Source organism: Serratia sp. 25CWL12, from assembly GCF_055790885.1.
Window position 1 is genome coordinate 928,402 of the sequence record NZ_CM147698.1, and the last position, 13,284, is coordinate 941,685.

The 13,284-nt window shown below is 49.5% G+C and carries 13 protein-coding genes; 10 read left to right on the forward strand and 3 right to left on the reverse strand.

Going from position 1 to position 13,284, the window contains the following annotated elements; genetic code table 11:
• Nucleotides 1-72: 72 nt before the first annotated feature.
• Nucleotides 73-756, reverse strand: coding sequence for a uracil-DNA glycosylase (gene ung, locus ACX9GV_RS04035; RefSeq protein ID WP_473197127.1), 684 nt, complete (start codon nt 754-756; stop codon nt 73-75).
• Between the two features lie 403 nt (nt 757-1,159).
• Between ung and grcA the strand changes: the two genes are divergently transcribed.
• On the forward strand, nt 1,160-1,543 hold the full coding sequence (gene grcA, locus ACX9GV_RS04040) for an autonomous glycyl radical cofactor GrcA (protein WP_023489121.1): 384 nt from the start codon (nt 1,160-1,162) through the stop codon (nt 1,541-1,543).
• A gap of 111 nt (nt 1,544-1,654) precedes the next feature.
• Here grcA and srmB read toward each other — a convergent pair whose 3' ends face one another.
• A complete protein-coding gene (gene srmB / locus ACX9GV_RS04045; RefSeq protein WP_023489122.1) occupies nt 1,655-2,971 on the reverse strand; it encodes an ATP-dependent RNA helicase SrmB in 1,317 nt (438 codons plus the stop codon).
• Between the two features lie 131 nt (nt 2,972-3,102).
• On the opposite strand from srmB, the gene trmN reads away from it, so the two are divergent.
• On the forward strand, nt 3,103-3,849 hold the full coding sequence (gene trmN / locus ACX9GV_RS04050) for a tRNA(1)(Val) (adenine(37)-N(6))-methyltransferase TrmN (protein ID WP_473197974.1): 747 nt from the start codon (nt 3,103-3,105) through the stop codon (nt 3,847-3,849).
• Nucleotides 3,850-3,869: 20 nt separating this feature from the next.
• Here the strand turns inward: trmN and nadB are convergent, their stop codons facing one another.
• Nucleotides 3,870-5,471 (reverse strand): L-aspartate oxidase, encoded by a 1,602-nt coding sequence (gene nadB, locus ACX9GV_RS04055; RefSeq protein WP_200874196.1) that lies wholly within the window; start codon nt 5,469-5,471, stop codon nt 3,870-3,872.
• A gap of 216 nt (nt 5,472-5,687) precedes the next feature.
• Here nadB and rpoE point away from each other — a divergent pair, with 216 nt between their 5' ends.
• From rpoE to era, 8 genes are all read left to right on the forward strand, one after another.
• Nucleotides 5,688-6,263 carry an RNA polymerase sigma factor RpoE gene (rpoE, locus tag ACX9GV_RS04060; protein WP_023489125.1) on the forward strand — a complete coding sequence of 192 codons (576 nt, stop codon included), beginning with the start codon at nt 5,688-5,690 and terminating at the stop codon, nt 6,261-6,263.
• 31 nt (nt 6,264-6,294) lie between these two features.
• The gene (gene rseA / locus ACX9GV_RS04065; protein WP_473197128.1) at nt 6,295-6,948 is read left to right on the forward strand and encodes an anti-sigma-E factor RseA; all 654 of its coding nucleotides are present in this window, start codon (nt 6,295-6,297) and stop codon (nt 6,946-6,948) included.
• Nucleotides 6,948-7,907, forward strand: a complete 960-nt coding sequence (rseB, locus tag ACX9GV_RS04070) for a sigma-E factor regulatory protein RseB (RefSeq protein WP_473197129.1) — start codon at nt 6,948-6,950, stop codon at nt 7,905-7,907. The genes rseA and rseB overlap by 1 nt, the downstream gene beginning before the upstream one ends.
• Nucleotides 7,904-8,359 carry a SoxR-reducing system protein RseC gene (rseC, locus tag ACX9GV_RS04075; RefSeq protein ID WP_037386958.1) on the forward strand — a complete coding sequence of 152 codons (456 nt, stop codon included), beginning with the start codon at nt 7,904-7,906 and terminating at the stop codon, nt 8,357-8,359. The genes rseB and rseC overlap by 4 nt, the downstream gene beginning before the upstream one ends.
• 231 nt (nt 8,360-8,590) lie before the next feature.
• Entirely contained in the window at nt 8,591-10,387 is a 1,797-nt protein-coding gene (gene lepA, locus ACX9GV_RS04080) for a translation elongation factor 4 (RefSeq protein ID WP_023489129.1), read from the forward strand.
• 31 nt (nt 10,388-10,418) lie between these two features.
• Nucleotides 10,419-11,396, forward strand: a complete 978-nt coding sequence (gene lepB, locus ACX9GV_RS04085) for a signal peptidase I (RefSeq protein WP_473197130.1) — start codon at nt 10,419-10,421, stop codon at nt 11,394-11,396.
• 302 nt (nt 11,397-11,698) lie between these two features.
• Nucleotides 11,699-12,379, forward strand: coding sequence for a ribonuclease III (gene rnc, locus ACX9GV_RS04090; RefSeq protein ID WP_473197131.1), 681 nt, complete (start codon nt 11,699-11,701; stop codon nt 12,377-12,379).
• Nucleotides 12,376-13,284 carry a GTPase Era gene (era, locus tag ACX9GV_RS04095; protein WP_023489132.1) on the forward strand — a complete coding sequence of 303 codons (909 nt, stop codon included), beginning with the start codon at nt 12,376-12,378 and terminating at the stop codon, nt 13,282-13,284. The genes rnc and era overlap by 4 nt, the downstream gene beginning before the upstream one ends.

Sequence of the window (13,284 nt, forward strand, 5' to 3'; positions counted from 1 at the left end):
GGTTTAGTGACACAAGGCACCTTAAGGTGCCTTTTTAGTCAGTTGCTAGTGCCATTTTTTTCGAGTTTACGATTATACCTGCGGCAGAACCGGTACCCAATCAATGGGCGTCAAACCTTGCTGTTGCAGCAACTGGTTGGTCTGCGAGAAGTGGTGGCAACCCAAAAAGCCACGGTGAGCAGAAAGCGGCGAAGGATGGGGCGCTTTCAACACATGATGGCGTTGGCGGTCGATAATATTCCCTTTCTTTTGCGCATGTGCTCCCCAGAGTAGAAATACCACCCCTTGACGGTTTTCATTTAAAGCAGCAATTACCCGGTCAGTAAAAGTTTCCCATCCTAAATTGGCATGAGAATGGGCACGTCCTGCTTCTACGGTTAATACGGTATTGAGTAACAACACGCCTTGTTCTGCCCAGCTTTGCAGGCAACCATGTGTAGGGCGTTCGAAGCCAGGGATATCCGTCATCAGTTCCTTATACATATTGACTAATGAAGGCGGTGCCGGAATGCCTGGCTGCACAGAAAATGACAAGCCGTGCGCTTGATTGGGGCCGTGGTAAGGGTCCTGGCCGAGGATCACCACTTTGACATCTGCTAACTCAGTAAAACGGAAAGCATTAAACACATCTTTCTGTGGTGGATAAATGGTCTTACCAGATTGGCGCTCGTTGGCCACAAAGTCGAGTGTTTCAAGAAAATAGGGCTGCTCTTTCTCTTTGCCAATCACGTCATGCCAAGTGAGGGGGGTAGACATCTACACTCTCCTTTGTTTTCGTTAACGAATTATAGCCTATAGCTTACCGTTAACTTTCATTGGCTGAAACTGGCTTTTCTGCGTGGCGTGATTCAACTTACTGAGGAGGGGAATTTTTTGGTGAGTTGGCAGGTTGATGATTTGATTGCCAGATGAGGAGTGATGCAAATTTTTTTGATATTTTACAAAAATAATTTTAAAAGCAAAAAAGAGTAAAATTGATATAAAACATAAATTTGCCGCTCACCGTCATTTTGGCGCCTGACAAAAATTGATTTAAATCAAGGTAAGTCCCTCGTCAGGCTGGTATATAGAACAACAAGACAACATTGGTTTTACCAAATAGCCGGAATTCAGATTTTCGGCGAAGTAGAATTTTTCTCCCCACTACGGAGGCAACAAAATGATTACTGGTATTCAAATCACTAAAGCTAACAATCAGGCATTGGTTAACTCTTTCTGGTTGCTGGATGAAGAGAACGCACAAGCGCGTTGCGTATGTGCCAAAGCAGACTATGTAGAAGATCAGGTCGTTCCTGTGAGCGAATTGGGCCAGATCGAATATCGTGAAGTACCAATGGAAATGCAACCAACGGTACGCGTTGAAGGTGGCCAGCATCTGAATGTGAACGTATTACGTCGCGAAACGCTGGAAGATGCCGTCAAGCATCCTGAGAAATACCCACAGTTGACCATCCGTGTTTCTGGCTATGCAGTGCGTTTCAACTCACTGACTCCAGAACAACAACGTGACGTTATTGCTCGTACTTTTACTGAAAGTCTGTAATCTCAGTTTGAGTGATAGGGGTGTTGCGACCCGCTAAGTGATATAAATGAACCCCATTTTATGGGGTTCTTTTTTTTGCGCATCTGTCAGTGAGTGAAGGGAATAGGGGAGTTACTCGGTGCCCGGTTTAGCCGCTGGCTGGCGGCGCTTACCCACGTTTTTGGCATCACGATGGCGTACCTTCACTTTAGCCTTTTCCTGAGTCTTCAACTTGCTTTCTGCACGTTTAGCCAACACCTTTTTGGATGGCTTACCGCTATTTTTTTCACTGGGTACTCTACTGGTGGGGCGCAGTTCATCAATGATGCGGGCTTTCAGTGGTTCATTGAGATAACGGCCTACTTTCCCTAACAGTAGATGGTCATGGGCTTCAACCAGTGAAATTGCAGTGCCTTTGCGCCCGGCACGACCAGTACGGCCGATGCGGTGTAGATAGATATCGGCAGTGAGTGGCATATCAAAGTTGAACACATGGGTGATATCCAGAATATCCAACCCGCGTGCGGCGATATCGGTGGCGATCAGAACATTGACCCGGCCATCCATCATGCGCTTTACCGCTTCGTTGCGCTTGGCCTGGACCATTTCACCTTCGAGATAACAGGTATTGATACCGGCTTCACGTAACCAGGCTGCCAGTTCATGCACGCGCTCACGTTTGCGCACAAAAATCACTGACTTTTGCACGTCAGGCTGCTGCAACAGGTGAATCAGCAGGGCGGTTTTATGCTTGATATCGTCAGCCCGGTAATACCATTGCAGAATTTTTTTACGCTCACGGCGGGACGGATCAGCTTCTACTTCCACCGGCTCTTTCAGAATACGCTCGGCAAATTCACGAATAGCCTCGCCTTCCAGCGTAGCGGAAAACAGCAGTGTCTGAGTGCGCCAGCGTGTTTCAGCAGAAATAGTTTCAATATCCTGGGCAAAACCCATATCAAGCATGCGGTCCGCTTCATCAAGGATCAGCGTCTCTACGGCCCGGCAATCAAAGTTTTCTTCTTTGATGTATTGCAGTAAACGGCCCGTAGTCGCCACGACCAGGTCCTGGTTTTCACTGAATACCTCGGCGTGGTTCATATAGGCCACACCACCGGTGATGGTGGCAATATCCAGTGAGGTATGGGCAGCTAACTCACGTGCCTGGTCGGCCACCTGCATGGCCAGTTCACGGGTGGGGGTGAGGATCAGCACGCGCGGTGGGCCAGATTTTTTACGCGGGAAATCCAGCAGATGCTGCAAAACGGGTAACAGGAATGCGGCTGTTTTGCCCGTGCCAGTCGGCGCCGAGCCTAATACATCGCGGCCGTCCATCGCTGGGGGGATCGCTTCGGCCTGAATGGCGGTAGGGCGACTATAGCCTTTATCACGGAGCGCGCTAATCAGGCGCTCATCGAGTTCGAGTTCGGAAAATTGGGTTGCTGTCATGGTCTACCTCTACTTGGGGCGCCGATTATAGACGGGATAGTTGCCGGGTTCACCCTTTTTAAAAAAAGCATCTCTTTTACCCTGACTCAGATTACCTTATGCTACGCCAGTTTTGTTGGTGGGTGGCCATGGTGAGTAATCAATCTAAAGCTAAATTATCCCCGCGTCGCGGTGGTTTTACCTTTAAGCAGTTTTTTGTTGCGCATGATCGTTGTGCCATGAAAGTGGGAACGGATGCGGTGCTGCTGGGGGCCTGGGTCGCGGTGGCGCATAAACAGCGGATACTGGACATCGGTTGTGGCAGTGGGCTAATTGCACTGATGCTGGCACAACGAACGCCTGCTGACGTCACCATTGATGCGGTGGAACTGGATAATGAGGCGGCAACTCAGGCCAACGACAATGTTCAGGCTTCCCCTTGGCAGCAAAAAATTGAAGTGCATAGCCAGGATATTCATCATTTCGCCCAGCAGCGGGCTGATTACTATGATCTGATAGTCAGTAACCCCCCCTATTTCGAACCTGCCGTAGCTTGCCGTGATCTTGCCCGTGCCAATGCCCGCTATACCGAAACACTGACCCATGATGCTTTGCTCGATTGCGCTGAACGGCTCATCACGGCGAGTGGTCATTTCTGCGTGATATTACCTTATGACATTGGCATCGCTTTTGAACTGAACGCCCATCAGCGCGGCTGGTATACCGCACGCCGGTTGAACATCAGCGATCGGGCTGATACCGCCAAGCACCGTATTATCGTTGCCTTAACCCGCCAGGTGGCGGTAACAGAAGAGAGGGCGTTGGCGATAAAGTTGGCGGATGGCAGCTATACGGCTGATTTCCGCCAGTTAATTACCGATTTTTATCTGAATTACTGAATCGGGGGAAAGAGAAAACCTCAAGGTTGCAGAATAGTCGTCTGCGGATCAGGCAACAGGTCCGGGTAGTCCAATGTGTAATGCAACCCACGGCTCTCCTTGCGTTCCATTGCGCTGCGTACCATCAGTTCGGCAACCAGCACCAGGTTACGTAACTCCAGCAGATTGTTGGAGATACGGAAATTGGCATAATATTCGTCAATCTCCTGTTGTAGGGTATTGATACGTCGCAGCGCGCGCTCCAGGCGTTTTGTGGTGCGCACAATGCCCACATAGTCCCACATAAACAGCCGTAATTCGTGCCAGTTATGCTGGATCACCACGCGCTCATCGGAATCATCCACACGGCTTTCATCCCACTGCGGCAGCTGCTTGGCCAGTTTGATGGTGGGCAGGCGCATTAGCAGATCTTCGGCGGCGGACCAGCCATAAACCAGGCATTCGAGGAGTGAGTTGGATGCCATGCGGTTGGCGCCATGCAGGCCGGTGTAGCTGACTTCACCAATCGCATAGAGTCCGTCTAAATCGGTTCGGCCATATTGGTCCACCATCACACCACCACAGGTGTAATGAGCCGCTGGGACAATAGGGATCGGTTGTTGAGTGAGATCAATACCTAGCGTCAAGAGCTTTTCATAGATCATCGGGAAGTGCTGAGTGATGAATTCCGCAGGTTTATGGCTAATGTCCAAGTACATGCAGTCGGCACCCAGGCGTTTCATCTCATGGTCAATCGCTCGGGCAACAATGTCACGTGGGGCCAACTCGCCACGTGAGTCAAAGTCTGGCATAAAGCGGCTACCATCTGGGCGTTTTAAGTGGGCGCCTTCGCCACGCAATGCCTCGGTCAGCAAGAAGTTTCGGGCTTGTGGGTGAAACAGACAGGTTGGATGGAACTGGTTAAACTCCAGATTGGCGACCCGGCAGCCAGCACGCCAAGCCATGGCGATCCCATCGCCGGAGGAGATATCCGGGTTGGTGGTATATTGGTAAACTTTGGCGGCTCCTCCCGTCGCCAGCACCACCGTTTTGGCTCGGTGGGTTTCCACCTGTTCCAATTCACGGTTCCAAACGTAAGCACCGACGACGCGCTTGGTACCCGGTAGCCCAATTTTGTCAGAAGTAATCAGGTCTACGGCATTTTGGCGTTCCATCACGCAAATATTCGGGTGTGTGCTTGCTTTCCCTATCAGGGTAGTTTCTACTTCTTTACCTGTTGCATCAGCGGCATGCAGAATACGGCGGTGGCTATGTCCGCCCTCACGTGTCAGGTGATAGCGTTCTTCGCCATGTCGGTCGGTTTCAGTATCGAACAAGACACCTTGGTCGATCAGCCATTGCACACAGTGGCGTGCATTTCCGGCAATAAACTCGACGGCCTCTTTATCACACAAGCCTGCCCCGGCGATCAGTGTGTCATTAACGTGTGAGGCGATGCTGTCTGTTTCATCAAAGACGGCGGCGATCCCACCTTGGGCATAAAAGGTGGCACCTTCATTAAGCAGGCCCTTGCAAAGGACCGTAATCTTGCAATGATCTGCCAGACGTAGCGCCAGTGACAGGCCAGCAGCACCGCTGCCAATGATCAAGACATCGCTAACATGTTCAGATGATGGTTGCATAACGTATGATGTGTGCAGAAGAAGAGTGAAATTCATGTTAGCCTACTCTTCCGGGCAAATGCCACGGATAAGACGACATTTATAGAAAAAACAGTGGCGACATGGAACTTTATGTTCTATATGAACTCAAACCATGCGCTTGCTCAAGGAAAACAATGTTATGGCTGGCGGTACAATTTTACCCGTGGAAACGGATTTGAGGAGAATTTACCTCGGATGAGTGAGCAGTTAACGGATCAGGTTCTGGTTGAGCGGGTCCAGAAAGGTGATCAGAAATCGTTCAATTTACTGGTGGTTCGTTACCAGCATAAAGTGGCGAGCCTGGTTTCACGCTATGTGCCACAGGCCGATGTGCCGGATGTGGTGCAGGAGTCGTTTATTAAAGCCTATCGTGCATTGGAATCATTCCGTGGTGATAGTGCTTTTTACACTTGGCTTTATCGAATCGCTGTCAATACGGCAAAGAATTATCTGGTTGCTCAGGGGCGGCGTCCACCATCGAATGATGTAGATGCCAATGATGCCGAAAATTACGAAAGTGCCGGTGCACTGAAAGAAATTTCGAACCCTGAGAACTTAATGTTGTCAGAAGAACTGAAACAGATCGTTTTCCGTACTATTGAGTCACTCCCAGAGGATCTGCGCATGGCAATTACTCTGCGGGAGTTGGATGGTCTAAGCTATGAAGAGATAGCTGATATTATGGATTGCCCGGTTGGAACTGTACGTTCGCGTATTTTTCGTGCCCGGGAAGCTATTGACAATAAAGTTCAACCGCTGATCCAACGTTAGCGATAGCGGACACAGGAAAGGGTACCTAGGCATGCAGAAAGAAAAGCTTTCCTCTCTGATGGACGGTGAAATGCTCGACAATGAACTATTGAATTCATTGGGCAAAGATAGAGCTCTTCAACAAAGCTGGCAGAGCTATCACCTGATACGCGACACATTACGGGGTGATATCGGGCAAGTCGTGTATCTCGATATTGCAGATCGCGTTGCCGCTGCGCTGGAAAAAGAACCTGTACGTCTGGTTCCTTCGGCAGTTCTTGAGTCTCAGCCACAGTCCCACACTTGGGAAAAGTTGCCGTTCTGGCACAAGGTGCGCCCTTGGGCTAGCCAACTGACGCAAGTCGGTGTGGCGGCTTGTGTTTCTTTGGCGGTGATTGTCGGTGTTCAGCATTACAATCAACCCACTGAACAACCTGGTGGCTTTGAGTCACCTGCGTTTAACACGTTACCGATCATGGGGCAGGTTTCGCCAGTGAGTCTGGGGGTGCCTGCAGACAATTTCTCTACCGGTAGTGGCCAGCGGCAGCAGGTACAAGAACAGCGTAAGCGTATCAATGCCATGCTGCAGGATTACGAACTGCAACGCCGTTTGCACTCTGATCAAATGCAGGCTGGGCAGCGTAGCCCACAACAGGCCGGCATTCAGGTTCCTGGTACTCAGTCTTTAGGAATGCAACAGCAGTAATGAAGCAATATTGGTTATCCGTCTGTCTTTTGACGGGCAGCCTGCTCAATGCGAATATCGCCTCGGCGCAGCCTCCTGACGCCGGGGCGATATTGCAACAGATGAGCAGTGCCAGCCGTTCACTTAATTATGAACTCGCCTATATCAGCGTCAGTAATCAAGGGATAGAGTCGTTACGCTACCGCCATGCGGTGGTTGATAAACAGCCCTTAGGGCAACTGCTGCATATGGATGGCCCCCGCCGGGAAGTATTACAACGTGGCGGCGGGATCAGCTATTTTGAGCCTGGCCTGGAACCTTTCACACTCTCTGGTGAGCATATCGTCGATGCATTGCCAGCCATCGTTTTTGCTGATTTTAGCACTTTGCAGAAATACTACGATTTTATCTCTGTTGGGCATACACGTATTTCTGATCGCCCCTGTGATGTTTTCCGTATTGTAGCGCGAGATGGTTCGCGTTTTAGCTATGTCATCTGGATCGATACTGAAAACAGGTTGCCGTTGCGAGTGGACTTGTTGGATCGTGATGGTGAAATGCTGGAGCAGTACCGGGTTATTTCAGTCGTGGTGGGTGAACAGGTGATGAGTGTGATGCAAGGTTTACTCGACGCTAACCTGCCTCCTTTGCTGTCGTTACCCGCAGCGAAAACCCTCACCTTTAATTGGACTACCGGCTGGTTGCCTGCGGGCGTGAAAGAAGTGGCGAGTAATCGCCGCAAGTTACCGAATATGACTGATCAGGTGGAGTCACGTCTTTATAGTGATGGTCTGTTCAGTTTCTCGGTCAATATTACGTCTTCTGGCAGCGATACCAGCCAGCAGTTTTACCGCCAGGGGCGTCGTACCATCCAGACCGAAATTCGCGATGGTTATGAGATTACGGTGGTTGGCGAATTACCCCCAACAACCGCCAAACGGATTGCAGAAAGCATTGCATTCAAGGGGGCTAAATCATGATGAAAGAGTGGGCGACGGTTGTCTCATGGCAACAGGGTGTAGCGCTGTTGCGTTGCGAGCCAAAAGCAGGTTGTGGCAGTTGTAGCGCTCGTTCTGGTTGTGGTGCTCGCGCGCTCAACGAGTTGCTGCCGGAAAACCAACACTATTTACAGTTGTCGGTATCACAACCACTCCATCCTGGCCAACGTGTTGAAATTGGTATTGCAGAAGGTAGCCTATTGCGTTCAGCCATGTTGGTTTACATGACACCTTTGTTGGGGTTGATGTTGGGTGGTGGCTTATTGCAATGGTGGTTTGAGAGTAATCTTGCTGCGGTATTAGGGGCTATTTTAGGTGGCTGTGCCGCTTTTGGGGTTTCACGTTTCTTGGCTAAACAGCTTAATCAACAAACTGGCTATCAGCCGGTTATCCTGCAAATCGGTTTGCCTCCGATACCCTGTGTCAGTAACTAGTGTTCCCTATCCAGGTTCATTTGAGTATTTAAGTGATGTTTGCTCTTTACACCACCGTTAGTGGTATTTATCGATATCAAGCACTACCTAAGGTGGTGCCTGCCTGCTTTCGTCAAACGCATAGACAGTGTAAGATGCGGGCCATGCTATGTGGGTAGTTTTGGTTTTGTGTCCATCACTGTACCTACCGATTAAAAACGTAAGCGCTTAATCTGAGAAAAAACGAATTAAATGAAACAGATAAGAAATTTTTCCATCATTGCCCATATTGACCACGGTAAGTCGACGCTGTCTGACCGTATTATTCAAATCTGTGGTGGTTTGACTGAACGTGAAATGGCTGCACAGGTGCTGGATTCAATGGATCTGGAGCGTGAGCGGGGCATTACCATCAAAGCTCAGAGTGTAACGCTCGATTATAAAGCGGCTGATGGTCAGGTTTATCAACTTAACTTTATTGATACCCCCGGGCACGTTGACTTTTCCTATGAGGTTTCCCGTTCGCTGGCTGCCTGTGAAGGCGCTCTGTTGGTGGTGGATGCTGGGCAGGGCGTAGAAGCTCAGACCTTGGCCAACTGCTATACGGCGTTGGATATGGACCTGGAAGTGGTCCCGGTGTTGAACAAGATTGACCTACCGGCGGCTGATCCTGATCGTGCGGCGCAGGAAATTGAAGATATTGTCGGCATTGATGCCACAGATGCTGTCCGTTGCTCGGCAAAAACCGGCGTGGGTGTGCCTGATGTGCTTGAACGCCTGGTGCGTGATATTCCGCCACCGAAAGGTGATGCAGATGCACCGCTGCAGGCGTTGATTATTGATTCATGGTTCGATAACTACCTTGGTGTTGTTTCCCTGATCCGTGTGAAGAACGGTACTTTGCGTAAAGGTGACAAAATCAAGGTAATGAGCACCGGCCAAACCTATAACGCTGACCGTCTGGGTATTTTCACACCAAAGCGTGTTGACCGCGAGGTGTTGAACTGCGGCGAAGTGGGTTGGTTAGTCTGTGCCATTAAAGATATTTTGGGTGCTCCAGTAGGGGATACCTTGACGTTGGCTCGTCAGCCAGCAGATAAAATGTTGCCAGGTTTCAAAAAAGTGAAGCCGCAGGTGTATGCTGGGTTGTTCCCCATCAGTTCCGACGACTATGAGGCTTTCCGTGATGCGTTGGGCAAGCTGAGCCTGAACGATGCGTCCTTGTTCTATGAGCCAGAAAGTTCTACTGCACTTGGTTTTGGTTTCCGTTGTGGCTTCCTTGGCCTGTTGCATATGGAGATCATTCAGGAGCGTCTGGAACGTGAATACGATCTGGAACTGATCACCACAGCGCCTACGGTGGTGTATGAGGTTGTTACTACCAGTCAGGAGACTATTTATGTCGATAGCCCTGCCAAGCTGCCACCACTGAATAACGTCAATGAGTTGCGTGAGCCGATTGCTGAGTGTCATATGCTGATGCCGCAGGAATATCTGGGGAACGTGATTACGCTTTGTATTGAAAAGCGTGGCATTCAAACCAACATGGTTTACCACGGTAACCAGGTGGCGTTGACTTATGAAATCCCGATGGCCGAAGTGGTGCTTGATTTCTTTGACCGTCTGAAATCGACTTCCCGTGGTTATGCCTCGCTTGATTATAACTTTAAGCGTTTCCAAACGTCCGACATGGTGCGTGTGGATGTGTTGATCAACAACGAACGTGTCGATGCCCTGGCACTCATCACTCACCGTGATAATTCACAGTATCGTGGCCGTGAGCTGGTGGAGAAAATGAAGGAATTGATCCCACGCCAGCAATTCGACATTGCGATCCAGGCTGCGATCGGCACCCATATCATTGCACGCTCCACCGTGAAGCAACTACGTAAAAACGTTCTGGCGAAGTGCTATGGCGGCGACGTCAGCCGTAAGAAAAAGCTGTTACAAAAGCAGAAAGATGGTAAGAAGCGCATGAAGCAGGTCGGTAATGTTGAGTTACCGCAAGAAGCGTTTTTGGCTATTCTGCATGTTGGTAAAGATAAGTAAGAGCGAGAGCTCAGCTAACTAGGGAGTTTGCATGGCGAATATGTTTGCCCTGATCCTGGCAATTGCAACGCTGGTGACCGGGATCATTTGGTGCTTTGAGCGCTTTAGGTGGGCGCCAGCACGTCGGGCGAAGATCGCGGCAGTTAATGCACAAACTGCAGGTACCATCGATCAAGAAACGCTGGCGAAAGTCGGTAAGCAGCCAGGTTGGGTTGAGACCGGTTCTTCTGTTTTCCCGGTGTTACTGTTGGTATTTGTGGTGCGTTCGTTTATTTACGAGCCGTTCCAGATCCCTTCAGGTTCAATGATGCCAACACTGTTGATTGGTGATTTCATTCTGGTGGAAAAGTTTGCTTATGGCATTAAAGACCCGATTACCCAAACCACTTTGATTAAAACCGGCCAGCCTAAACGTGGTGATATAGCCGTATTTAAATACCCACTAGATACGCGCCTGGATTATATCAAACGTGTTATTGGCTTGCCGGGTGATCGTGTCACCTATGATCCGCTGAATAAGCAGGTGACAATATGGCCTACCTGTAGCAATGGGCAGCCATGCGATGAGGCATTGGCGGTGACCTATAGTGACATGCGGCCAAGTGAATTTGTACAGATGTTTAGCCGTGGTGGTACAGGGGAAAGCAGTAGTGGTTTCTTCCAGATCCCGCTGAATGAAAATGCCCCACTGGGTGGTATTCGTTTAGGGGAACGTGACGAAACGCTGGGCACGGTAACTCACCGTATTTTAAACGTGCCAGGGGCACAGGATCAATTAGGTGCCTATAAGAGGCAACCCGGTCAACAATTAGCAGAGTGGGTCGTTCCTGCTGGTCATTACTTTATGATGGGTGATAACCGTGATAACAGCGCTGATAGCCGTTATTGGGGTTTTGTCCCAGAGAGGAACCTGGTGGGTAAAGCTACCGGTATCTGGATGAGTTTTGAGAAACAGGAAGGTGAGTGGCCGACAGGCGTCAGATTGAGCCGGATCGGTGGTATTCATTAATACCGTCTTCATCCTTGAAACTGCAGCCGCATTGGCTGCAGTTTGCTGCTGTTAATTCAAATTATCGGCTAATGGCGACAGAATAAGGCCAAAAGCCGCTAAAAACGCATTTAAACTACAGCAGAGATATATAATCGCAGCATTATACTCACTCTCGTTGTAGAATAACTCCCGATTGATAAACAGTTGGCTTCCCTTCGGGGGCCACGGCAAACGAAACAGCTTTGGATTGGTTTTTGGCAAAACAGGACTGTTCCGTATGCGGTAGGTTTTTTGACGTATTCTGGATCTATTGGTAACCCATGAACCCCATCGTAATAAATAGATTGCAGCGAAAGCTGGGCTATACTTTTCAACAACAGGAGCTCTTACTACAAGCGTTAACTCACCGTAGCGCCAGTAGTAAACACAATGAACGGCTTGAGTTCCTCGGTGACTCCATTCTCAGTTTTGTCATCGCCAATGAACTTTATCACCGTTTCCCTCGTGTCGATGAGGGTGACATGAGCCGTATGCGTGCCACATTGGTACGGGGCAATACCCTTGCAGAGATGGCCCGCGAATTTGATCTGGGCGAATGTTTGCGCCTGGGGCCGGGTGAACTGAAGAGTGGTGGTTTCCGCCGCGAATCGATTCTTGCAGATACGGTGGAAGCGTTAATCGGCGGTGTGTTCCTGGATAGTAATATTCAAACTGTCGAACGACTGATTTTGGAGTGGTATCGTAGCCGCTTGGAAGAGATCAGCCCCGGTGATAAGCAAAAAGATCCTAAAACCCGTTTACAGGAGTTTTTACAGGGTCGTCATTTGCCGTTACCTTCTTATTTGGTGGTGCAGGTTCGCGGTGAAGCGCACGATCAGGAATTTACCATCCACTGTCAGGTGAGTGGTTTGAGCGAGCCGATGGTGGGCAATGGCTCAAGTCGCCGCAAAGCCGAACAGGCCGCAGCGGAACAAGCGCTGAAAAAGCTGGAGCTTGAATGAGCGAAGAAAAACAATACTGTGGTTTTATTGCCATTGTCGGGCGTCCTAACGTAGGTAAGTCCACACTGCTTAATCAACTGTTGGGGCAAAAAGTTTCTATTACCTCACGGAAACCACAGACAACACGTCACCGCATTATGGGCATCCATACTGAAGGGCCATATCAGGCTATCTATGTGGATACACCCGGGTTGCATATTGAAGAAAAACGCGCCATTAACCGTTTGATGAACCGCGCGGCCAGTAGTTCGATTGGTGATGTGGAGTTGGTGATCTTTGTGGTAGAAGGCACGCACTGGACGCCAGATGACGAGATGGTGCTCAATAAATTGCGCAGCCTCAAATGCCCGGTGCTATTGGCGATTAACAAAGTGGATAACGTCAATGACAAATCCATATTGTTGCCACATATTTCATTTATCAGCCAACAGATGAATTTCCTCGACGTGGTGCCGATCTCTGCGGAAAAAGGAACCAATCTGGATGCTATCGCCGCTATTGTGCGTAAAATATTGCCAGAAGCGGAACACCATTTCCCGGAAGACTATATTACTGATCGTTCACAACGTTTTATGGCTTCTGAAATTATCCGTGAAAAGCTGATGCGTTTTCTGGGTGAAGAGCTGCCCTATTCAGTCACGGTAGAAATTGAACAGTTTGTTGCCAATGAGCGTGGTGGCTTCAATATTCATGGCCTGATCCTGGTTGAACGTGAAGGCCAGAAGAAGATGGTCATCGGTAATAAAGGTGCCAAGATCAAAACTATTGGCATTGAAGCTCGCCAAGATATGGAACAGATGTTTGAAGCCAAAGTGCATCTGGAACTGTGGGTTAAAGTAAAATCCGGCTGGGCGGACGACGAACGTGCGCTGCGTAGCCTGGGTTATGTCGACGATCTGAAGTAA